The sequence below is a fragment of the Pseudomonas sp. zfem005 genome, assembly GCF_032621735.1.
GTDB lineage: Bacteria > Pseudomonadota > Gammaproteobacteria > Pseudomonadales > Pseudomonadaceae > Metapseudomonas > Metapseudomonas solani.
In genome coordinates, this window is sequence record NZ_JAVYJE010000018.1 from 47,156 (window position 1) to 69,131 (window position 21,976).

Here is a 21,976-nt window from a genome sequence, read left to right on the forward strand (position 1 = left end):
GACAAGCATGAATCTCCACGAATATCAGGGTAAGCAGCTGTTCGCTGAATACGGCCTGCCCGTATCCAAGGGCTTCGCCGTGGACACCCCGGAAGAAGCCGCAGAAGCCTGCGAAAAAATCGGTGGCAGCGAGTGGGTCGTCAAGGCCCAGGTCCACGCCGGCGGCCGCGGTAAAGCGGGCGGCGTAAAGCTGGTCAAGAGCAAGGACGACGCCAAGGCGTTCGCCGCCAACTGGCTCGGCAAGCGCCTGGTGACCTACCAGACCGACGCCAATGGCCAGCCGGTCACCAAGATCCTGGTTGAGTCCTGCACCGATATCGCCAAGGAACTGTACCTGGGCGCCGTGGTAGACCGTTCCAGCCGCCGTATCGTGTTCATGGCGTCCACCGAAGGTGGCGTGGACATCGAGAAAGTCGCTCACGAGACCCCCGAGAAGATCCTCAAGGCCACCGTTGACCCGCTGGTCGGCGCTCAGCCTTACCAAGGTCGTGAACTGGCCTTCCAACTGGGCCTGCAAGGCGACCAGATCAAGCAGTTCACCCACATCTTCGTGAACCTGGCCAAGCTGTTCCAGGACTACGACCTGGCCCTGCTGGAAGTGAACCCGCTGGTGATCAAGGCCGACGGCAACCTGCACTGCCTGGACGCCAAGATCAACATCGACAGCAACGCCATGTACCGTCAGCCCAAGCTGCGCGCCATGCACGACCCGTCCCAGGACGACGCTCGTGAAGCCCATGCGCAGAAGTGGGAACTGAACTACGTCGCGCTGGAAGGCAACATCGGCTGCATGGTCAACGGCGCTGGCCTGGCCATGGGCACCATGGACATCGTCAACCTGCACGGTGGCAAGCCTGCCAACTTCCTCGACGTCGGCGGCGGTGCTACCAAAGAGCGCGTGACCGAAGCCTTCAAGATCATCCTGTCCGACAGCAACGTCGCTGCCGTTCTGGTGAATATCTTCGGCGGTATCGTTCGTTGCGACATGATTGCCGAAGGCATCATCGGTGCAGTGAAAGAAGTCGGCGTGAAGATCCCGGTGGTCGTCCGCCTGGAAGGCAACAACGCCGAGCTCGGCGCCAAGGTCCTGGCCGAAAGCGGTCTGAACATCATCGCTGCGACCAGCCTGACCGACGCTGCCCAGCAGGTCGTCAAGGCCGCGGAGGGTAAGTAATGAGCGTCCTGATCAATAAAGACACCAAAGTAATCTGCCAGGGCTTCACCGGCTCGCAGGGTACCTTCCACTCCGAACAAGCCATCGCCTACGGCACCAAGATGGTCGGCGGCGTGACCCCCGGCAAGGGCGGCACCACCCACCTCGGCCTGCCGGTGTTCAACACCGTCAAGGAAGCCGTGGAAGCCACCGGCGCTGACGCTTCGGTGATCTACGTTCCGGCTCCGTTCTGCAAGGATTCCATCCTCGAAGCGGCTTTCGGCGGCATCAAGCTGATCGTCTGCATCACCGAAGGCATCCCGACCATCGACATGCTGGAAGCCAAGGTCAAGTGCGACGAGCTGGGCGTACGCCTGATCGGCCCGAACTGCCCGGGCGTGATCACTCCCGGCGAGTGCAAGATCGGCATCATGCCGGGTCACATCCACCTGCCGGGCAAAGTAGGCATCGTGTCGCGCTCCGGCACCCTGACCTATGAAGCCGTGAAGCAGACCACTGACGCCGGCTTCGGCCAGTCCACCTGCGTGGGCATCGGTGGCGACCCGATCCCGGGCTCCAACTTCATCGACATCCTGAAGCTGTTCCAGGAAGACCCGAAGACCGAAGCGATCGTCATGATCGGTGAGATCGGCGGTTCCGCTGAAGAAGAAGCCGCTGCCTTCATCAAGGCCAACGTGACCAAGCCGGTGGTGTCCTACATCGCGGGTGTCACCGCTCCGGCCGGCAAGCGCATGGGCCACGCTGGCGCCATCATCTCCGGCGGCAAGGGCACTGCGGACGAGAAGTTCGCCGCCCTGCAGGACGCGGGTGTGAAGACCGTGCGTTCCCTGGCTGACATCGGCAAGGCCCTGGCCGAGCTGACCGGTTGGGAAGTGAAGAAGGCCTAAGGCTTTCCGAACTGAGCAAAGGCCACCTTCGGGTGGCCTTTGTGTTTGTCCTGTGCCTGTCCTCCAGGCGACAGATAGTTAATTCCAGTCGACAGGCTGATGCATGTCAGTGCCGGTCCGCTGCACAAATCGCTAGTCTTGCACCCCTCAAGCTCGCCAGGCTCCACAAGGGCAGGTAACGGGCACCCATGGTCGATCCCAAAACGGATGGATGACGTTTCCCATACCCCGGGGAAACCCTCTGAAACTATGAAATTCTGCCTGTGGTATTCCCCCCTATGACTCGTTTGAAAGGCTCGGACCTCCTGGCCCTCGGCTTCATGACATTCGCGCTGTTCCTCGGCGCCGGCAACATCATCTTCCCGCCCAGCGCCGGCATGGCCGCAGGCGACAACGTCTGGCGCGCCGCGCTGGGCTTCCTGCTCACCGGTGTCGGGCTGCCGCTGCTCACCGTGGTCGCCCTGGCGCGCGTCGGTGGCGGCATGGACCGCCTGACCGCGCCGCTCGGCAAGGCCGCCGGCCTGGCCTTCGCGGTAGCCGTGTACCTGGCCATAGGGCCCCTGTTCGCCACTCCGCGTACTGCCGTGGTCTCCTTCGAGATGGGTGTGGCGCCCTTCACCGGTGAAAGCGGTATCGCTCTGTTCATCTACAGCGCGCTGTATTTCGTAGCTGTGCTGTTCCTGGCCCTCAACCCCGGCAAGCTGGTCGACAGCATCGGCAAGTTCATCACCCCCGTGCTGCTGGCGGCACTCCTGGTACTCGGCGGCGCCGCCCTGAGCATGCCGGCGGGCCCCATCGGCAGCACCTCGCAGGCCTACCAGGCCGCGCCGCTGGTCGAAGGCTTCCTGCAGGGCTACCTGACCATGGACACCCTGGGCGCCCTGGTATTCGGCATCGTCATCGCCACCGCCATCCGCGACCACGGCGTCGAGGACGCAGGCCTGGTCACCCGCTATTCGGTCATCGCCGGCATCATCGCCGCCTCTGGCTTGGCCATTGTCTACCTCGCGCTCTTCTACCTCGGTGCCACCAGCCAGGGCATCGCCGGTGAGGCCCAGAACGGCGTGCAGATCCTCACCGCCTACGTGCAGCACACCTTCGGCACCATCGGCAGCCTGCTGCTGGCCGTGGTCATCACCCTGGCGTGCCTGACCACCGCCGTGGGCCTGCTCACCGCCTGCGGCGAGTTCTTCAGCCGCATCCTGCCGGTCTCCTACCGCACCGTGGTGCTCGGGCTCGCCGCGTTCAGCCTGCTGGTGGCCAACCAGGGGCTGACCCAACTGATCGCCTTCTCGGTGCCCGTGCTGGTCGGTTTGTACCCCCTGGCTATCGTCCTGGTGGCGCTGAGCCTGTGCGACCGCCTATGGCTGTCGTCGCGCCGCGTTTTCGTGCCCACCATGCTGGTCGCGCTGCTCTTCGGCCTTATCGATGGCCTGGGCGCCGCCGGCTTCAAGTCGCTGGTGCCGTCCTTCATCGAGCACCTGCCGCTCTCCAGCCAGAGCCTGGCCTGGCTGCTGCCGGTGCTGGTGGTACTGGTACTGGCCGTCATCGTCGACCGTCTGGCCGGCCGTCCCGCCGTCGCGCCGGCCTGAGCCAGCGTACGCTGTATCAGAGGCCGCCTTCGGGCGGCCTTTTTCATGGTCGCCATGGCACCGCGTCCATAGGAAAATGGGTTCGCGGCGCGCAATCGTCGCCATGGGGTGTCTTCCACGGGGCCTGGTGGCGTCTACCTGCCGTTTTCCATTTCCCCGGACCCCAGCCGGCCACGAACCGGCGCAGGACACCCATGAACGACATCTCCGAGCTGATCGACTTCCACGCCCTGTGGAACCTGCTGGCCATCCTCTGGTTCACCCTCTGCTGGGGCGGCTACACCCGCTACGCCACCTGGAAGGGCAGGGACACCCCTTGCCTCGCCTCCGTCATGCACCTGTACCGCGAAGACTGGATGCGCCGCCTGCTGCTGCGCGACAACCGCATCGCCGACGCCAGCGTGATCGGCAATCTCGAGCGAAACGCCTCGTTCTTCGCCTCCAGCACCCTGATCATCCTCGCCGGCGTGCTCACCGTGCTCGGCTCTACCGACCGCGCCGTCTCGATCCTCGCCGACCTGCCCTATGTCGAGCCGGCCAGCCGTGGCATGTCCGAACTCAAGCTGCTGGCCATCGCCGTGGTGTTCGTCTACTCGTTCTTCACCTTCAGCTGGTGCATGCGCCAGTACAACTTCGCCGCCGTGCTGGTGGGCTCGGCGCCGATGATCGGCGAGCGCAACGTCGGCGAGCAGGAGCGCAAGGACTTCGCCACGCGCACCGCGCGGGTCATCTCCCTCGCCGCCAACCAGTTCAACCTGGGCTTGCGCAGCTACTACTTCGGCCTGGCCATGCTCGCCTGGTTCATCAATCCCTGGTTCTTCATGCTGATCACCGCGGGTGTGGTTTTCGTGCTGTACCGACGCGAGTTCCACTCCGCTGTGCTAGAGGTGATGGTGTACACCCCGACGACACAGGCGGTGGAACCGCCGAAGGAGAAAAACGAATGAGTATTCCGTTCTGGTGCGTATTCTTCGCTGCCCTGCTGATCTACATCGCCAAGATTCCCGTGGCCAGGGCCATGAAGGAGGAGGGTGGCGGCTATGACAATCACCACCCCCGGGCTCAGCAATCCCGTCTGACCGGCTTCGGCGGTCGCGCGCTGGGGGCGCACCTCAACAGCCTAGAAATCTTCCCGCTGTTCGCCGCCGGTGTACTGATGGCCCATACCACAGACACCCGTGGCTGGCTGATCGACCTGCTGGCGTTGGTGTTCATCGTCTCCAGGGTGATCTACCTGTTCCTCTACTGGAACGACATCCACCTGCTGCGCAGCCTGGTATGGGTCGTCGGGCTGGTCTGCTGCCTGCTGTTGATGCTCAGCCCGGTGCTTTGATCACGCTGTTCATCGGCTACTGAAGGCACCTCGCAGATACAAGAAGGCCCGCATCATGCGGGCCTTTGCGTTATGGCGATTGCTGCGCGGCTCACTTGCCGTCGATGGCGTCCTTGGCTTCGTCGCCGGCACCTTCCACGGCATCGCCGATATCGTCGGCGGCATCTTCTGCCTTCTCGCCCGCGGTAGGTTCGTGGCCGGTGAGCTGATCGGCCTTCTGCTCGGCCGCCTCGCCACTTTCCTTGGCGGCATCCCCCAGGGACTCCATCGCTTCGGACGCCGACTCCTTGGCCGACTCCATCTTGTCTTCCGGGGTTTTTTCGCAGGCTGCCAGGCCCAGGGTAAAGGCCAGCATCAGGGCATAGGAAAGGGTCTTGCGCACGGTGTTTCTCCTGGTTCGACATGGATCGGGTGAGTGGCTTCACCTCGTGCCGTTTTGGAGCCCAGGCGTTTCGCTTTAGTTCCTCGGTATGCCGCCAGCCCCGGGGTAGCAGGGGCTGGCGGAGAGCGGGGGTTACTGCTGGCCGCTGGGCTGGCCGCCTTGGGGAGCGGGCTCGGGAGCGGTGGTGGGGGCGGCCGGGGTCGGTGCCGGTGCCGGGGTCTGCGGTGCACCGCTGGGGGCCGGCTGGGTGGCGGCGGGCGGGGTTTCGCTCGGCTGCGCAGCCTTGTCGTCGGCCGGCTTGTCGCAGGCGGCGAGGCCCAGGCTGGTGGCGATCAGAAGCGCATAGGCATAGGACTTGTGCATGGGAATTCTCCTAGGTCTTGGTGGTTGCACGACGACCTTTCGAGCCTCCCTGGCCCTCGAAGTTCAGCCGGATCGCCCCAGCGGCGGGCCGCGCGGTATCATGCGCGCCTTCACGCCAACGCCATGGAACCACCGGATGAGCGACAACCCCATTCTCGACAACGCCCAGCGCTTCCTCTCGGTGCTGCGCCATTGCCAGGTGCTCGGCCTGCGGGTACAGAGCGCCGACAGCAAGGGCCTGACCCTGTGCCTGCCCTACAGCGAGCAGATCATCGGCAACCCGGAAACCGGCGTCATCCATGGCGGCGCCATCACCACCCTGATGGACACCACCTGCGGCATCTCCACCGTCTGTGTGCTGCCCGAGTTCGAGATCTGCCCGACCCTCGACCTGCGCATCGACTACATGCACCCGGCCGAACCGAACAAGGACGTCTACGGCTTTGCCGAGTGCTACCGCGTCACGCCGAACGTCATCTTCACCCGTGGCTACGCCTACCAGGACGACCCCGAACAGCCCATCGCCCACGTGGTCGGCGCCTTCATGCGCATGGGCAAGCCCAGCCAGCTGAAGAAGGGAGGTGCGGCATGAAGCTCGACCTCGACGCCCTGGTGCGCGAAGCCCACGACAAGAACGACTACGACTCGCTGGTGTGCCTGATCCCCTACGCCAAGCTGCTGGGCATCGAATGCCTGCGCCTGGGAGAGGACATGGTGTTCCGCCTGCCGGCCAACAAGGACAACATCGGCAACCCGACCCTGCCGGCCATCCATGGCGGCGTCATCGCCGGCTTCATGGAGCATGCCGCGATGCTCCACCTGCTGATGTTCATGGGCATCCCACATTTGCCCAAAATCATCGACTTCTCGATAGATTACCTACGCGCCGGGCACTATCGTGACACCTTCGCCACCTGCCAGGTCTGGCGACAGGGGCGCCGCGTCGCCAACGTCGCCATCACCGCCTGGCAGACCAACCAGACCGAGCCCATCGCCACCGCCCGTGCCCACTTCAAGGTCGACGAACCCTGACCCGTGGCCGGGCACCATGCGCCCGGTCCTGCATCAAGGAATCCTGGATGGATGCACTACTGATCCTCGGCGGGCTGTTGCTGATCCTCGCCGGTCTCGTCTGGCTGGTCATGCTCGCCTTCGGTACCAGCCTGCTGTGGGGAATCGGCAGCCTGTTGCCGCCAATCACCCTCGGCTATATCGCCGCGCACTGGCGCACTGCGCGCAAGGCGGTGATGCTCGTTGCCCTCGGCTTCATCCCGCTGATCGTCGGGCTGACCCTGCTGGCCTACCGCGACCCCGAGCGCCTGCACGCCATCGTCAACCTCGAATGGCTCAAGGGCGAACGCCGGGAGCCCAGCGAGCTGGCCATCCACCTGCGTGGCGAACTCAACGGCCAGCCGTTCCAGCCGCAACAGGCGGAGCTCATCGACGGCGTGTTGAGCCTGCGTGAAGGCCAGGACTTCTTCGCCCGGCGCGAGGTAAGCATCCGCCTGGCGCAGCAACCCGAAGGCGAGCTGCGCCTGGACGTGCTGCCCGAAGACCCCGGCAGCAAGCCGGAAGTGGAAATCAGCTGGCTGCTGCCGGAGCAGGAACTGCCCGAAGCGCGGCGCCTGGCCAAGGGCTACACCCTGCACCTGGACCTCAAGCGCCAGGGCCCGAACGTGCTCGCCGGCGCCTTCCACCTGGTGCTGCCGCCGCAATTCAAGACCACCCTCAGCGGTGAAGTCGAACTGTTCACCGATCGCCTGCGCTACCAGGACGGCCAGGTCGACCTGCGCCACGATTCCGTGGACACCCTGCAGCATGTCGCCCGTGACTACCTGCAGCGCCGTTTCGCCACCCGCAACGTCGAACTTGCGCGGCTCCCGGCGGTAAGCCTGCCGGCACGGGAACTGGAGCTGGAAGTGGACGCGCGCATCGACGGCAGCACCCAGCACCTGCCGTTGCAATTCACCCGCAGCGACCTGCGCGGCTGGGCCATCAAGGGCGACCACTTCCCACCGCTGCCCAGCGTGCAGGCCAAGGCCGAAACCGCCGACGCCGAGCCCGCACCCGCCGAACGCCCCTCGCGCCCGGCCGATCGCCGCCTGCGCTTCTCCCTGGAGCGCCTGTTGAACAACCCCAACCACTACCAGAACCTCACCATGCGCGTGCAGACCCAGCGTGGCAGCCTGGCGGAAGGGCGCTTCAACGGCATCAACGCCGACGGCCAGATCATCATCCGCCGCAACATCTCCGGGCAGGGCGAGGCCAGCTTCGTGCTGCGCCCCGAAGAAATCGCCCGCATCGAGCTGCTCGAACCCTGAGCCATCCCGCCACGACCGCCTACCCAGGCGGTCGTCGGCCGTCTCAGTGCAAGCCCTTGAAATTGAACAGCTAGCCCCCATCTGGGTGACATCCGCCGCAGTCGCGGCCTAATCATCCGTGGAGTTAGATGACCATGAGTGTGGAGACTCAAAAAGAAACCCTGGGCTTCCAGACCGAAGTGAAGCAACTGCTTCACCTGATGATCCATTCCCTGTACTCGAACAAGGAAATCTTCCTGCGCGAGCTGATCTCCAACGCCTCCGACGCCGCCGACAAGCTGCGTTTCGAAGCGCTGGCCAAGCCCGAGCTGCTCGAAGGCGGCGCCGAGCTGAAGATCCGCGTGAGCTTCGACAAGGACGCCAAGACCGTCACCCTCGAAGACAACGGCATCGGCATGAGCCGCGATGAAGTCATCGCCCACCTCGGCACCATCGCCAAGTCCGGTACCGCCGATTTCCTCAAGAACCTCTCCGGCGACCAGAAGAAGGACTCGCACCTCATCGGTCAGTTCGGCGTGGGCTTCTACTCCGCGTTCATCGTCGCCGACAAGGTCGATGTCTACAGCCGCCGTGCCGGTCTCGCCGCCAGCGAAGGCGTGCACTGGTCGTCGAAAGGCGAGGGCGAGTTCGACATCGCCAGCGTCGAGAAGGCCGAGCGCGGCACCCGTATCGTCCTGCACCTGAAGAGCGGCGAAGAAGAGTTCGCCGATGGCTGGCGCCTGCGCAACGTCATCAAGAAATACTCCGACCACATCGCCCTGCCCATCGAGCTGCCGAAGGAACACCACGGCGAAGACGCTCCGGCCGAGGTCGAGTGGGAAACCGTCAACCGCGCCAGTGCCCTGTGGACCCGTCCGCGCACCGAGGTGAAGGACGAGGAATACCAGGAGTTCTACAAGCACGTCGCCCACGACTTCGAAAACCCGCTGTCCTGGAGCCACAACAAGGTTGAAGGCAAGCTGGAATACACCTCGCTGCTGTACGTCCCGGCCCGTGCGCCGTTCGACCTGTACCAGCGTGAAGCGCCGCGTGGCCTCAAGCTCTACGTGCAGCGCGTGTTCATCATGGACCAGGCCGAGCAGTTCCTGCCGCTGTACCTGCGCTTCATCAAGGGTGTGGTCGACTCCAACGACCTGTCGCTGAACGTCTCCCGCGAAATCCTCCAGACCGGCCCGGTGGTCGACTCCATGAAGTCCGCGCTGACCAAGCGCGTGCTGGACATGCTGGAGAAGCTGGCCAAGAACGAACCCGAGCAATACAAGGGCTTCTGGAGGAACTTCGGCCAGGTCCTCAAGGAAGGCCCGGCGGAAGACTTCGCCAACAAGGAGAAGATCGCCGGCCTGCTGCGCTTCGCCTCCACCAGCGACGAAAGCGGCGAGCAGAGCGTCTCCCTGGCCGACTACATCGGCCGCATGAAGGAAGGCCAGGACAAGGTCTACTTCCTCACCGGCGAATCCTACGCCCAGGTGAAGAACAGCCCGCACCTGGAAGTCTTCCGCAAGAAAGGCATCGAAGTGCTGCTGCTCACCGACCGCATCGACGAGTGGCTGATGAGCTACCTCACCGAGTTCGACGGCAAGCACTTCGCCGACGTGGCACGCGGTGACCTCGACCTCGGCAAGCTGGACTCGGAAGAGGACAAGAAGGCCCAGGAAGAAGTCGCCAAGGCCAAGGAAGGGCTGGTCGAGCGCCTCAAGACCGCCCTCGGCGAGGAAGTCTCGGAAGTGCGCGTCTCGCACCGCCTGACCGACTCCCCGGCGATCCTCGCCATCGGCGAACAGGACCTCGGCCTGCAGATGCGCCAGATCCTCGAAGCCAGCGGCCAGAAGGTCCCGGATTCCAAGCCGATCTTCGAGTTCAACCCGGCCCACCCGCTGATCGAGAAACTCGATGGCGAGCAGGACGAAGACCGTTTCGGCGAGCTCTCGCACATCCTCTTCGACCAGGCTGCCCTGGCCGCTGGCGACAGCCTCAAGGACCCGGCCGCCTATGTGCGCCGCCTCAACAAGCTGCTGGTGGAACTCTCCGCCTAAGGCTTGCAAGGCTTAAGAACAAGGCCCGCATCAGCGGGCCTTTTTCATGGGCGCAGAATGACGGTGCTCTTCGTAGGGTGGGTAGAGCGCAGCGAAACCCACCATTGCAAAGCCCCAGGCTCACCTATTCGCCGGCACATCACCCCAAACGAAAAAAGGCCCGCAAGTGCGGGCCTTTTTCAGGACTAGACAGCGGGCGTTCAGAACACGCCGTTCTTGCTGGCGTCGAGGATGGTCGCCTTGTTGTTGTCGTAGTGGATCTGGTTGATCTTGCTGAAGGGGTTGGCGACCACGACACCGGGGAACAGCAGGATCTGCATCCAGGTGCGCACGCTGTCCTGCTTGGTCACCTCGGCCAGCACCTTGCCGTCGCGGTTGCGGTAGGTGGTCTGGGTGATCACGCGATCTTCGGCGGTGGACGGTATCACCATCAGGGTCAGGCCACTGATGAAGGCCAGCGCCATGCTGCCGTGGCCGTCGTTGGTCACCTTCACTTCGGCGGTGATGTCGGCGTCGCCGAAGCCTTCGTTGACCGAGGAGAACAGGTTGGATTCCTTGTACGCCTTGCCGGTGATGTCGGACCAGGCCTTCACGGTGGCCGGCTGCACGGCGCCATCGACGTCGTTCATCTTGACCTTGCCTTCCACCACGTAGCGCAGCGAGGGCTTCTGTTCCTTGGCTTGCGGCCAGGTGCCGAGGTCAGCGGTTTCGCCCGAGCGGAAGCCGGCGCAGCCGGTGAGCAGGGCCAGGCCCAGGAAGAGGGTGGTGATACGCAGGAACTGGGTCATTTGGTTTGTTTTCCAAGATCGGATTGGTATTGGTCGAGCAGGTCGGCAACGGCGCTCTGGCGCTCGGGGCTGCCGTTCACCGGGCCCATGGAATAAAGCGAGATGCTGCGCTCGCCGTATTGGTGGGTCTGGTAGCTGTGCAGCAGCTTGCCCTGGGCATCGCTCACCTGGAGGCGGCCACTGACGTTGGATTCGTCGATGTGGGAGGTACCGCCGAACCAGATGTAGCCGGTGAGGGTGACGAGGGCGAAGGGGAAGTAACCGCCATAGGGGCGACGGTGGACGTTGTAGGTGTCGAAGCTGAACGACAGCACCTGGTCATCGGCTGCGAGGGTCTGACCGGGCATGCGCACGTTGCTGAAGCGGTTGCTGGCCTTCAGGTAGTTGCCCAGGCTCAGGGTCATGCCGCTGGACTGGGTCTGCCCGGCATTCCATTTGACGAAGGTCTTGTCGGTCACTTCGACCGGAGCCAGGGCGACGCTCTGCTGGGCAGGGCTGGCGGCTTTGTCGGGGGCGGGGAAGTCGGTGCCCTGGGGCACGGTCACGCAGCCACCCAGCAGGGACAGGGAAAGAAGGACAGCGGCGAAAGGCCCCTTCATATCACGCTCCTTGTGAGAAGAATTTGGTTGGAAATCATCGGTGCCGGAAAACCGGCGGCGGGATGATGCCGTTCTGATGGCGCAATCGCAAGTCGCCGTTCCGTTCTTGCCCCCGAAACGCGATCGGTCCCGCAGTTCCCGGGCCGAGCAATCGTCAGCCAATCCGTGCGTTCGCCGCCAAGCACGGCTAAGCTCCTGCGCTTGGGCCAGAAGCCCCAGGCCAGAGCGGACGGCCGATCCCATCCACGGTAAACGAGGTGATCCATGAGTCAGATCCGCGCCCATGCCATCAGTTATGAAGTCGACGGCCAGGTCTTCGAGGGGCAACTGGTCTATGACCCCAATGTCGAAGACCCGCGGCCGGCCCTGCTGATGGCGCCCAACTGGTTCGGCATCACCGACAGCGCCATCGACACCGCGCGCCAGGTGGCCGAGGAGAGGAGGGTGGTGCTGGTGGTCGACCTCTACGGCGCCGGGGTGCGGCCTGCCGGTGCCAACGAAGCGGGGGCCGCCATGGCACCGCTCAAGGAAGACCGCCAGCTGCTGCGCCGGCGCATGGTCGCCGCGCTGCAGGCCCTGCGCGAACAGCACGCGGTGAATATCGACCCGGCCCGCCAGGCCGCCTTCGGCTTCTGCTTCGGTGGCACCTGTGCCCTGGAGCTGGCCCGCGCCGGCGCCGACCTCAAGGCCTTCGTCTCCTTCCACGGCGCGCTGGATACGCCCGACCCCGCCGACGCCAAGCGCATCAAGGGCGCGGTGCTGGTGCTCGACGGCGCCTCCGACCCGCTGGTGCCCCGTGAGCAGCTGCCGGCCTTCGCCGCCGAGATGAGTGCCGCCGGGGTGGACTGGCAACTGCTCAGCTACGGTGGCGCCGTGCACTCCTTCACCGACCCCGAGGCCAAGCGCCCCGGCGTGGCCGAGTACAACCCGCGGGTCGCCCGGCGGGCCTTCGCGGCCATGGATGCATTGCTGGACGAAGTCTTCACCTGACCGGCCGGACAGGTGGTTTTGCATTCGCACGCGGATGATGGCATTTTGCCGGTCATGCGCGCATATCCACTGGCCGGCCCGACATTGACTGACGGGCCGCGACCGTGTTGATTCTCCAGATGCCCGCCCCGCCCGCGAGACCCGGATTCGATGCCCGATCTGTCCCCGTTCTTCTTTGATGCCAACCAGCCCAGCCTGCTGGTCTTCGGCCAGCACGACCCCTGGATGGTGCTGCTGTCGGTCCTGATCGCCATCTTCACCTCCGGCATGGCCCTGCAACTGGCCGGCGTCGCGCGCCTCAGCAGCAGCCGCCTGTATCGCCAGGTGGCCATCATCACCGGCGCCGCCGCGCTGGGCGGTGGCGTCTGGGCCATGCACTTCATCGGCATGCTGGCCTTCCAGCTGTGCGCCGCGGTGCGCTACGACCCGGCCGTCACCGTGCTCTCGGTGCTGCCCAGCCTGTTCGCCTCCTGGGTGGCGCTGAACCTGCTGGCGCGCAACCAGGTCAGCGCCGTGCAGTTCATCGGCGGCGGTGTGCTGGTGGGGGCCGGCATCGGTGCCATGCACTACAGCGGCATGGCGGCGATGCAGATGGCCCCGCTGCTGCGTTACGACCCCTGGGGCTTCGCCCTGTCGATCCTGGTGGCGGTGGTGCTGGCGATCATCGCCCTGTGGGTGCGCTTCGGCCTGCGCCGCCACCTCGGCGGCGTCCCGGCCATCGTCGTCAGCGGCACGGTGATGGGCCTCGCCATCGCCGGCATGCACTACACCGGCATGGCGGCGGCGCGTTTCGTCGGCACCGAGGAGTTCGCCATGCCCCAGGGCGTGCGCGGCAGCTTCTACCTGGCGCTGGCCGTGGCCATGGCCACCATTTCCCTCAGCGTGTTCGTTGGTGCCGCCAATGGCCTGCTGCGCTATCGCCACCTGTTCCGCGAGCTGGAGGCCGGGCGCAGCCACCTGTCCTCGCTGCTGGACGCGGCCTTCGAGGCCATCTTCACCATCGACGACGAAGGCGTGGTGCGTTCGGTCAACCACGCGGTGCTCGGCCTGTTCGGCTGGCCCCCCGAGGAGCTGATCGGCCAGCACATGAGCGTGCTGCTGCCCAGCGCCTACTCACGGGACCTCGAACGCGCGCTGGAGCAGTACCGCAGCACCGGCGAGAGCCGCCTTTCCGGCTCCGAGCTGGAGCTGGTCGGGCTGACCCGTGATGGCCGCGAGATCCCCGTGCGCCTCAGCCTCGGCGTCTCCCACCGCGAGGGCCGGCCCTGGTTCGTGGTCTTCGTCGCCGACATCAGCGAGCGCAAGGGCATGGAGGCCGCCCTGCGCGACAGCGAGCAGCAGTACCGCTCGCTGATCCGCAACATCCCCGGCGTGTCCTTCCGCTGCCTCCTGGACGACGACTGGACCACCCTGTTCATCAGCGACGCGGTGGAGCGCCTCACCGGCTGGCCGGCCGATGACTTCATCGCCCGTCGATGCACCCTCGCGCAACTGGCCCACCCCGACGACCGCGAACGTGTCGCCGACGAGGTCTACGCCGCCGCCCGCAAGGGCCGCAGCTATGTGGTGGAGTACCGCCTGCTGGACCGCGCGGGCCAGGAGCACTGGGTATGGGAAAGCGGCAGCGTCGAACTCGACGACCAGGGCCAGGCGCGCTGGGTCGATGGCGTGCTGCTGGACCAGACCGAGACCAAGCTGCGCAACGCCGAGTACGAAGGCAAGGTCAACGCCATCAGCAAGGCCATGGCGATGATCGAGTACGACCTCGATGGCCACGTGCTGGAGGTCAACGAAAACTTCCTCGACCTCTTCGGCTATTCCCGCGAGGAACTGCTCGGCCAGCACCACGGCCTCTTCTGCGACCCCGAACTGGTGGCCAGCGAGCGCTATGCCCGCTTCTGGCAGGACCTGCGCCAGGGCATGTTCCGCTCCGGCGAATACCGGCGCTTCGGCAAGGGCGGCCAGGACGTGTGGATCCAGGCCACCTACAACCCGATCCTCGACGCCGACGGCCGCCCCTTCAAGGTGCTCAAGCTGGCCACCGACCTGACCCCCCGGCGGATCATGGAGCAGGACCTGCGCAACGCCCGCGATCGTGCCGAACAGGCCGCAGCGGCGCGCAGCAGCTTCCTGGCCAACATGAGCCACGAGATCCGCACCCCGATGAACGCCATCATCGGCTTCTCCGAACTGCTGCTGGACACACCGCTGAGCGAGAGCCAGCGCCGCCACCTGCGCACCGTGCAGCACTCCTCGCGCTCGCTGCTGGGGCTGCTCAACGACATCCTCGACACCGCCAAGCTGGATCGCGGCGCCATCGAGCTGGAGCACCTGGACTTTTCCCTGCGCGAGCTCTGCGAGCAGGTCTGCGCGGCCCAGCGCCTGGGCGCCGAGAAAAAGGGCCTGGCGCTGCACCTGGAGTACGCCGCGCACCTGGGTGACTTCTTCAAGGGTGACGCGCTGCGCCTGCAGCAGGTGATCACCAACCTGCTGGGCAACGCCGTCAAGTTCACCGAGCGTGGCCAGGTGCGCCTGGTGGTGGACGGAGCCCCCGGCGCCCTGCGCCTGGCCATCCACGACACCGGCATCGGCATCGCCGAGGACCGCCTGGAAAAGATCTTCGACCCCTTCGCCCAGGCCGACGCCTCCATGAGCCGGCGCTTCGGCGGTACGGGCCTGGGCACCACCATCTCCCGGCAGCTGGTGGAGCTCATGGGCGGGCACATCCGCGTGCAGAGCCGCGAAGGCGAGGGCAGCGTATTCACAGTCGAGGTCCCCCTCGGCCGTGGCGCCCAGGTGCGCCAGGGCGAGCAGCGCCCGGTGGCGATCCCGCAGCTGCCGCGCCTGCGCATCCTCGCCGCCGACGACGTGGCGCAGAACCTCGAACTGCTGGAGATCAACCTCAAGCGCCTCGGCCACGAAGTGAGTGGCGTCAGCGACGGCCGCGCGGCTGTCGAGGCCTTTGCCGCGCAAACCTTCGACCTGGTGCTGATGGACGTGCAGATGCCCGGCATGGACGGCCTGGAAGCCACCAGCCTGATCCGTGGCTTCGAACGCCGCGAAGGGCGCCCGCCGGTGCCCATCATCGCCCTGACCGCCAGCGTGCTCGACCGTGATCGGCAGAACGCCCTCGATGCCGGCATGAACGGCTTCGCCAGCAAACCCCTGGACGTCCCCGAACTGGTGGCCGAGATGGCCCGCCTGCTGGAGGGCCGACAGGCCGTCGTCATCGACACCGTGCCCCTGGAACGCGAGGTGGCCGCGCTGTTCGACTGGAACCGCGGCAAGGACCTCTGGGGCGGCCCGGTGCAGATGGCCGCCGCCATCGCCCGTTTCCTCAAGGAGCAGGACGACCTGCTCGCCCAGCTGCGCGCGGCGCTGGAACGCCAGGCCCTGGCGGATGTGGCGGCCATCGCCCACCGCCTGCGCGGCGCCGCCGCCAACCTCGGCCTGGGCCAGATGGCCAGCTGCGCCGGTGACCTGGAGCGTTGCGGGCTGTCCGGCAAGCTGGCCGACCTGGAGCCGCTGCTGCACACCCTGGAGCGGGTGCTGGACACGGTACGCGACGCGCTGCCGCTGTTCCCCGGCAGCGCCGCGGTGCCGGCTGCCTCGGGCCCGGTGGACCTCACCCCCCTGATCCAGGCCGGCCGTGCCCTGGCCCAGGAACTCGCCCGTGGCGGGCTCGACGACGCCGCGCTGGAGACCCTGCGCCAGGGCCTGGAAGGCCGGCCCGGGCATTCGCGCTTGCAGGACCTGCAGGGCGCCATGGATGATTTCGACTTCGACCAGGCGCTGCGGCACCTCCACGACCTGCTGGCCTGGCTCGAAACGGGAGAGATTTCCGCATGACCGCTACCCCCCAGGACAACCGCCTCTGCCTGCTGCTGGTGGACGACGAGCCCACCAACCTCCAGGTGCTGCGCCACATCCTCCAGGACGACTACCGCCTGCTGTTCGCCAAGGACGGGGCCAAGGCCCTGGAACTGGCCCAGCGCGAGGCGCCGGACCTGGTGCTGCTGGACGTGATGATGCCGGGCATGACCGGTCACGAAGTCTGTGCGCGGCTCAAGGCCGACGAAGCCACCACCTCCATCCCGGTGATCTTCGTCACCGCCCTGGCCGATGTCGAAGACGAAGCACGCGGCTTCGAAGTGGGCGCGGTGGACTACATCACCAAGCCGGTGAGCCCGCCCATCGTCCGTGCGCGGGTGCGCACCCACCTGTCCCTGGTGCGCCTCGACGAGCTCAAGCAGACGCGCCTGCAGATCGTCCAGCGCCTCGGCCTGGCCGCCGAATACAAGGACAACGAGACCGGCCTGCACGTCATCCGCATGAGCCACTACGCGCGCATCCTCGCCCGCGCCCTGGGTTGGAGCGAAGCCGCCTGCGAAGACCTGCTCAACGCCGCGCCCATGCACGACGTCGGCAAGATCGGCATCCCCGATGCAGTGCTGCGCAAGCCCGGCAAGCTGGACGATGACGAATGGGTGGTGATGCGCGAGCACGTGCGCATCGGCGCCGAGATCATCGGTGAGCACCCAAGCGGCCTGCTGCGCATGGCCCGCAGCATTGCCCTGACCCACCACGAGAAATGGGACGGCAGCGGCTACCCCAATGGCCTGCGGGGCGAGGAGATCGCCATCGAAGGGCGCATCGTCGCCATCGCCGACGTCTTCGACGCCCTCACCAGCGAGCGCCCCTACAAGAAGGCCTGGTCGGTGGAGGACGCCATCGCCTTCCTCCGCGAGCAGAGCGGCCGCCACTTCGATCCGAGCCTGGTGGAGCTGTTCATCAACCAGATGCCGGCGGTGCTGGAGGTGAAGGAACGCTGGGCCGAAGGGCGGGTGGCGTAGCCGCCGCCGGCACGCAGTCGCGTAGGGTGGGCCGGGCAGCGCTCCGCTTCGACCCACCGCCGCTTCACCCCGAAACAGCCTTCACGCCAAAGCAATGCCCCGGCTCCGGGAAGCGCCCCGCGCGCACGTCCGCTGCATAGACAGCCAACGCCTGCTCGATGCTGGGTGCCAGCTCGGCATAGCGTTTGACGAAGCGCGGCTGGTAGTCGCCGAACAGGCCCAGCAGATCCTCGGTCACCAGCACCTGGCCGTCGCAGGCGGGGGATGCGCCGATGCCGATGGTGGGGATCTCCAGCTCCTCGCTCAACTGCCGCGCCAGGGGCTCGGCGGTGCCCTCGATGACCACGGCGAAGGCGCCGGCCGCCTGCATCGCCAACGCATCGCGGCGCACCCGTTCGGCACCGGCCGCATCGCGCCCCTGGGCCTTGAAGCCGCCCATGGTGTTGACCTGTTGCGGCATCAGCCCGATGTGGGCCAGCACCGGCACGCCCCGGTTCACCAGGAACGCCGCGGTGGCGGCCATCTCCTCGCCGCCTTCCAGCTTCACCGCCGCGGCGCCGGTTTCGCGCAGCAGCCGCGCGGCGCTGACGAAGGCCTGCTCGGGGCTGGCCTGGTAGCTGCCGAAGGGCAGGTCCACCGCCACGCAGGCGCGGCTGGAGCCGCGCATCACCGCCTGGCCGTGGGCGATCATCATCTCCAGGGTCACGCCCAGGGTGCTGGGCATGCCGTAGAGCACCATGCCGACGGAGTCGCCGACGATGATCAGGTCCGCGTGGGCATCCACCCAGCGCGCCATGGGCGTGCTGTAGGCGGTCAGCGACACCAGGCTGCCGGCGCCCTTGCGCTGGCGGATGGCCGGGACCGTAAGGCGGGCGATGGGGGCATGGGTGCTCATGGGGGACTCCTGGGCAGTGCACGGATTGGCGTGGCGCAGGCTACCATCGGCGTTTTCCCGCTCACTTGAGCAAAAGGGACAGTCGATGCCGCAAGCGAGACAAGTGCCGCCCGCCATTCCCCCGATCCCGGAGTACCCGCGCCTGCCGCGCCCGGTGTACCTGCGCATGTTCGACATCCCCGCCGGCCACCCCATCGAGATGCACAGCCACGACTGGGTGCAGTTCACCTACGCCCGCGCCGGGGTCATGCAGGTGCTCACCGAGGGGCACAGCTACCTGCTGCCGCCGCAATGCGCGCTGTGGATTCCCGCCGGGGTGCGCCACACCGCCTACAGCGAACGGGCCATCGAATTCCGCAGCCTGTACCTGGACGCCTCGGTGCTGGACGGCTACCAGCGCGACTGCGCCGTGCTGCAGGTGACGCCGTTGCTGCGCGAGCTGATGGAGCGTGCCTCGGGCTTCCCCCGCGACTACCCGGAGCAGGGCGCCGAGGCCCGGCTGCTGCGGGTGCTGGTGGACGAAGTGCGCAACCTGGAGGCGGCGCCCTTCAGCCTGCCGCTGCCCCGGGATGCGCGGCTGCGGCGGATCACCGATGCGCTGCGCGCCGACCCGGCGGACGACCGGGGCATCGAGGCGTGGGCCGGGCAGGTGGGGGCGTCACGGCGCACCCTGGTGCGGCTGTTCCAGGCCGAGACGCAGCTGTCGTTCCGCGAGTGGCGGCAGCGCCTGCGCCTGCTGGCGGCGCTGCCCCTGCTGGCCGACGGCATGAGCGTCACCACCCTGGCCAGCGAGCTGGGCTATGACTCCACTTCGGCCTTCATCGCCCTGTTCCAGCGCCACTACGGCTGCACGCCGGGCGCCTACGGCAATCGCCTGCGCAGCTAGCGCGGCAGTTCGATGCGGCTGGTTTCGCCCGGCACCTGCGGCCAGTCGGCGGCGGCCCAGCGGGCGCGTGCCGCGTCGATGCGCTGCGGGTCGCTGGACACGAAGTTCCAGTTCATCCGCCGGGGGCCGTCCAGCGGCGCGCCGCCGATGATTACCAGGTGCGCGCTGCCACAGGCGGCGAGGCTGTATTCCACGCCTTCGGGCAGCACGGTCAGGGTGTTGATGGCCAGGGGCTGGTCGTCCAGCAGCACCTCGCCCTCCAGCAGGTAGACAGCACGCTGTGGGTGCTCGGTGGGCACCAGCAAGGTGGTGCCGGCCTCCATCTGCACGTCGGCGTAGAGGGTGGGGGAGAGCACCGGTACCGGCGACTCCAGGCAGAAGCCGTTGCCGGCGATGAGGCGGATGCGCACGCCGAGGGCGTCCTGCTGCGGCAGGCTGGCGGCGGGGTGGTGGCTGTAGCTGGGCGCGCGTTCCTCCTCCTCCCGGGGCAGCGCCAGCCACACCTGCAGGCCGTGGATGCGCGAGCCGCTGGCCACGCGTTCCGCCGGGGTGCGTTCGACGTGGGCGACGCCGGCGCCGGCAGTCATCCAGCTCACATCGCCGGGTTGCACGCGCTGGTCGGAGCCGAGGCTGTCCTTGTGCTGCAACTCGCCCTCGAACAGGTAGGTGAGGGTGGACAGGCCGATGTGCGGGTGCTGGCGCACGTCCATGCCCTGGCCGGCCGGGTAGGCGCTGGCGAGCATGTGGTCGAAGAACACGAAGGGGCCGACGCTGCGGCACTGGGCCGACGGCAGGGGGCGGAGGATGGGCAGCCCGGCGACTTCTTCGGCACGGGGGCGGAGGGTGAGGATGTCGTTCATGCTGGGCTTCCGGCGCGGTGGAGGCGCAAGCATAACGCGTCCACGCGGGAAGCCCAGAGGGGCAGGCTTACTGGCTGAAATCGCCTTCGGCCAGGCGGGTCTCGATGGTCACCTCGGTGGTGGTCATCAGCTTGTGCAGCGGGCACTTGTCGGCGATGCGCAGCAGGGTGGCGCGCTGGTCATCGGTGAGGGCGCCGCGCAGGGTCAGCTTCACGCTCATGCCGTACTGGCCTTGCTTCTCCTTGCTGCTGTCGTGGGTCACGTCGACGCCGATGCCGGTCAGCGGGATGTCGTGGCTGCGGGCGTAGAGGGTCACGGTGAGGGCCTTGCAGGCACCCAGGGCGACGTCGAAATAGTCGTGGGGTTCCGGCGCGCTGCCTTCGCCGCCCAGGGCCTTGGGCAGGTCGGTGAACAGCTGGTGCTCGTCGCCGACGTTGATGCTGTGGCGATAGCCGTCTGCGGATTCGGTGGTGACGGTAATGGTCATGGGCAGTCCTCTGCGTGGTTTGGGTAGGCGGTCCTGCTGGTTAGAGGCCGCCCACCTCCTGAGTGTTCCCGTGACCGTTCAGATCAGCGCGCTGAGGCGCACATCGGCACCGAGCACGCGCTGCAGTTCGCCACGGGGTCCGAAAACCGGCACCGAGACGGTGAAGCAGAAGTCGTCGGTGGCGGACGAACGGTACACCGGCGTGATGTGACTGGCGAGGCCATCGGCGACCGCGCGGAACCACGGGCGCTGCCCCCAGTTGCGGCCCTTGCAGGATTCGCCCTGGTGCGGCACGTCGAGGGCGAAGACGTTCTCCGAGAGCTGAGTGCCGGTGCGGTCCACCAGGTAGAACAGTTCGATGCGCGCATCGCGCTTCAGCGTATCGGCCAGCAGCCCCTCGGCCTGGGCCGCGTCGCCCAGCAGCGCCGGCTCGCAGGCCAGACGCTCGATGCTGCGCTGGATGTCGCGGTGCATCTCCAGGCGGAAGCCGCCCAGGCCCTGCAACAGGCGGTCGCCATCCTCACGCACGGCCTGGCTGTGGCGCAGCACCTGGCCGGCCTTGCCCAGCAGCTCGGCGGCCACCTGGGCGATGTTCTGCACGTCGCCGTTGATCGAGCGCACGGCCTGGCCGATCTGCTCGGTGCCGGAGGCGATCTGGCCGACGCGGCCGTCCAGCTTGTCCATGGCCGCGCGGGTGCTGTCCAGCCCGGCGCCCACCTGGAGCATGCCCTGGTGCCCCTCGGCCACCGCCTGGTGCATGCGCTCGCCGGCGTCGGCCAGCTGCGCCATGCCATCGCGGAAACGCTCGATGATGCCGCTCACCTGGGTGGTGGCGTCGGTGGTGTGCCCGGCCAGGCGTCGTACTTCCTCGGCGACCACGGCGAAGCCACGGCCGTGGCTGCCGGCGCGGGCGGCCTCGATGGCGGCGTTGAGTGCCAGCAGGTTGGTCTGCTGGGAGATGCTGGCGATGACGCCTATCACCTTGCTGACTTCCTCCAGCTGGCCGGTGAGGTTGCCGATCACGCTGCCCAGCTGCTGCTCGCTGGTGCCGATGGCGTCCACCTGGCGCAGCACGTCCTGGCCGTTGCGCTGGCACTGGCGCAGGGTGCTGGAAACGTCGCCGGAGAGCCGTGCCACCTCGGCCGCACCGGGCACCAGCTCGGCGTCGAGGGTGGTGGTGACCTCTTCGCTGGCGCTGGCGATCAGCTCGGAGGATTGCGCCAGCAGCTGCCCGCTCTGCTGGTTGGCAGCGGCAATGCGCGCCAGCTCCGGGGCATGGGCGGCGATGCCGACGGCGGCGCCGAGGCTGGTGCGGATGCGCTGTTGCAGGCCCTCGACGAAGCCGTTGAGGCGGCCCATCAGCGGGCTGCCGGCGGGCAGGCGGGTGGTCAGGTCGTGGGCGGTGAACAACGCGTCGAGCGCGCCTTCATCCGTGGCGCGGCGTGCGGGACGCAGAAGCTGCAGCATGGCGATCTCCCTTTCTTCTCGGTTTTCGGGGAGTGTTGCAAGCGAAGTGCCATTACTGCGGGGCCG

Annotated in this window: 21 protein-coding genes; 13 read left to right on the forward strand and 8 right to left on the reverse strand. The window is 66.9% G+C overall.

Annotated elements, in window-relative coordinates; all coding sequences use genetic code 11:
- Window positions 1–7 precede the first annotated feature (7 nt).
- The 5 genes from sucC (at window position 8) to RTW82_RS29770 (ending at window position 4,986) form a co-directional block, all read left to right on the forward strand.
- Window positions 8–1,174, forward strand: coding sequence for an ADP-forming succinate--CoA ligase subunit beta (gene sucC / locus RTW82_RS29750; protein WP_021216853.1), 1,167 nt, complete (start codon window positions 8–10; stop codon window positions 1,172–1,174).
- On the forward strand, window positions 1,174–2,061 hold the full coding sequence (gene sucD, locus RTW82_RS29755) for a succinate--CoA ligase subunit alpha (RefSeq protein WP_021216854.1): 888 nt from the start codon (window positions 1,174–1,176) through the stop codon (window positions 2,059–2,061). The genes sucC and sucD overlap by 1 nt, the downstream gene beginning before the upstream one ends.
- A 278-nt stretch (window positions 2,062–2,339) precedes the next feature.
- Window positions 2,340–3,653, forward strand: coding sequence for a branched-chain amino acid transport system II carrier protein (gene brnQ, locus RTW82_RS29760; protein WP_316927340.1), 1,314 nt, complete (start codon window positions 2,340–2,342; stop codon window positions 3,651–3,653).
- A gap of 194 nt (window positions 3,654–3,847) precedes the next feature.
- A complete protein-coding gene (locus tag RTW82_RS29765) occupies window positions 3,848–4,600 on the forward strand; it encodes a DUF599 domain-containing protein (RefSeq protein ID WP_021216856.1) in 753 nt (250 codons plus the stop codon).
- Entirely contained in the window at window positions 4,597–4,986 is a 390-nt protein-coding gene (locus RTW82_RS29770; RefSeq protein WP_021216857.1) for an MAPEG family protein, read from the forward strand. The genes RTW82_RS29765 and RTW82_RS29770 overlap by 4 nt, the downstream gene beginning before the upstream one ends.
- A gap of 91 nt (window positions 4,987–5,077) precedes the next feature.
- Here RTW82_RS29770 and RTW82_RS29775 read toward each other — a convergent pair whose 3' ends face one another.
- Both RTW82_RS29775 and RTW82_RS29780 read right to left on the reverse strand, forming a co-directional pair.
- Window positions 5,078–5,368: a hypothetical protein gene (locus tag RTW82_RS29775; RefSeq protein WP_021216858.1), complete on the reverse strand. Its 291-nt coding sequence runs from the start codon at window positions 5,366–5,368 to the stop codon at window positions 5,078–5,080.
- A gap of 132 nt (window positions 5,369–5,500) precedes the next feature.
- Window positions 5,501–5,731 (reverse strand): hypothetical protein, encoded by a 231-nt coding sequence (locus RTW82_RS29780; protein WP_184490808.1) that lies wholly within the window; start codon window positions 5,729–5,731, stop codon window positions 5,501–5,503.
- Window positions 5,732–5,867: 136 nt separating this feature from the next.
- Between RTW82_RS29780 and RTW82_RS29785 the strand changes: the two genes are divergently transcribed.
- The 4 genes from RTW82_RS29785 to htpG all read left to right on the forward strand — a co-directional run bounded on the left by RTW82_RS29785 (window position 5,868) and on the right by htpG (window position 10,085).
- Window positions 5,868–6,323 carry a PaaI family thioesterase gene (locus RTW82_RS29785; RefSeq protein ID WP_021216860.1) on the forward strand — a complete coding sequence of 152 codons (456 nt, stop codon included), beginning with the start codon at window positions 5,868–5,870 and terminating at the stop codon, window positions 6,321–6,323.
- Window positions 6,320–6,763: a PaaI family thioesterase gene (locus tag RTW82_RS29790; protein WP_021216861.1), complete on the forward strand. Its 444-nt coding sequence runs from the start codon at window positions 6,320–6,322 to the stop codon at window positions 6,761–6,763. Before RTW82_RS29785 ends, RTW82_RS29790 begins: the two co-directional genes overlap by 4 nt.
- A gap of 47 nt (window positions 6,764–6,810) precedes the next feature.
- A complete protein-coding gene (locus RTW82_RS29795) occupies window positions 6,811–8,052 on the forward strand; it encodes an MFS transporter (RefSeq protein WP_316927341.1) in 1,242 nt (413 codons plus the stop codon).
- A 134-nt stretch (window positions 8,053–8,186) separates the two neighbouring features.
- Window positions 8,187–10,085, forward strand: a complete 1,899-nt coding sequence (htpG, locus tag RTW82_RS29800) for a molecular chaperone HtpG (protein ID WP_316927342.1) — start codon at window positions 8,187–8,189, stop codon at window positions 10,083–10,085.
- Window positions 10,086–10,285: 200 nt separating this feature from the next.
- Here htpG and RTW82_RS29805 read toward each other — a convergent pair whose 3' ends face one another.
- Window positions 10,286–10,873: a hypothetical protein gene (locus RTW82_RS29805; protein WP_184490811.1), complete on the reverse strand. Its 588-nt coding sequence runs from the start codon at window positions 10,871–10,873 to the stop codon at window positions 10,286–10,288.
- Complete coding sequence (locus RTW82_RS29810; RefSeq protein ID WP_316927343.1) at window positions 10,870–11,472, reverse strand: hypothetical protein; 603 nt, start codon at window positions 11,470–11,472, stop codon at window positions 10,870–10,872. Before RTW82_RS29810 ends, RTW82_RS29805 begins: the two co-directional genes overlap by 4 nt.
- A 264-nt stretch (window positions 11,473–11,736) precedes the next feature.
- On the opposite strand from RTW82_RS29810, the gene RTW82_RS29815 reads away from it, so the two are divergent.
- From RTW82_RS29815 to RTW82_RS29825, 3 genes are all read left to right on the forward strand, one after another.
- The gene (locus RTW82_RS29815; protein WP_316927344.1) at window positions 11,737–12,462 is read left to right on the forward strand and encodes a dienelactone hydrolase family protein; all 726 of its coding nucleotides are present in this window, start codon (window positions 11,737–11,739) and stop codon (window positions 12,460–12,462) included.
- 150 nt (window positions 12,463–12,612) lie between these two features.
- On the forward strand, window positions 12,613–16,311 hold the full coding sequence (locus RTW82_RS29820) for a PAS domain S-box protein (RefSeq protein WP_316927345.1): 3,699 nt from the start codon (window positions 12,613–12,615) through the stop codon (window positions 16,309–16,311).
- Window positions 16,308–17,315, forward strand: a complete 1,008-nt coding sequence (locus RTW82_RS29825; protein WP_316927346.1) for a two-component system response regulator — start codon at window positions 16,308–16,310, stop codon at window positions 17,313–17,315. Before RTW82_RS29820 ends, RTW82_RS29825 begins: the two co-directional genes overlap by 4 nt.
- A 64-nt stretch (window positions 17,316–17,379) precedes the next feature.
- Here RTW82_RS29825 and panB read toward each other — a convergent pair whose 3' ends face one another.
- Window positions 17,380–18,210, reverse strand: a complete 831-nt coding sequence (panB, locus tag RTW82_RS29830) for a 3-methyl-2-oxobutanoate hydroxymethyltransferase (protein WP_316927347.1) — start codon at window positions 18,208–18,210, stop codon at window positions 17,380–17,382.
- An 85-nt stretch (window positions 18,211–18,295) separates the two neighbouring features.
- Here panB and RTW82_RS29835 point away from each other — a divergent pair, with 85 nt between their 5' ends.
- Window positions 18,296–19,096 (forward strand): AraC family transcriptional regulator, encoded by an 801-nt coding sequence (locus RTW82_RS29835; RefSeq protein WP_031286840.1) that lies wholly within the window; start codon window positions 18,296–18,298, stop codon window positions 19,094–19,096.
- Here the strand turns inward: RTW82_RS29835 and RTW82_RS29840 are convergent.
- The 3 genes from RTW82_RS29840 to RTW82_RS29850 form a co-directional block, all read right to left on the reverse strand.
- Window positions 19,093–19,956 (reverse strand): pirin family protein, encoded by an 864-nt coding sequence (locus RTW82_RS29840; protein ID WP_316927348.1) that lies wholly within the window; start codon window positions 19,954–19,956, stop codon window positions 19,093–19,095. The genes RTW82_RS29835 and RTW82_RS29840 overlap by 4 nt on opposite strands.
- 67 nt (window positions 19,957–20,023) lie before the next feature.
- Entirely contained in the window at window positions 20,024–20,443 is a 420-nt protein-coding gene (locus RTW82_RS29845; RefSeq protein WP_021216872.1) for an OsmC family protein, read from the reverse strand.
- A 78-nt stretch (window positions 20,444–20,521) separates the two neighbouring features.
- On the reverse strand, window positions 20,522–21,910 hold the full coding sequence (locus tag RTW82_RS29850) for a methyl-accepting chemotaxis protein (protein WP_021216873.1): 1,389 nt from the start codon (window positions 21,908–21,910) through the stop codon (window positions 20,522–20,524).
- Window positions 21,911–21,976: the final 66 nt, after the last annotated feature.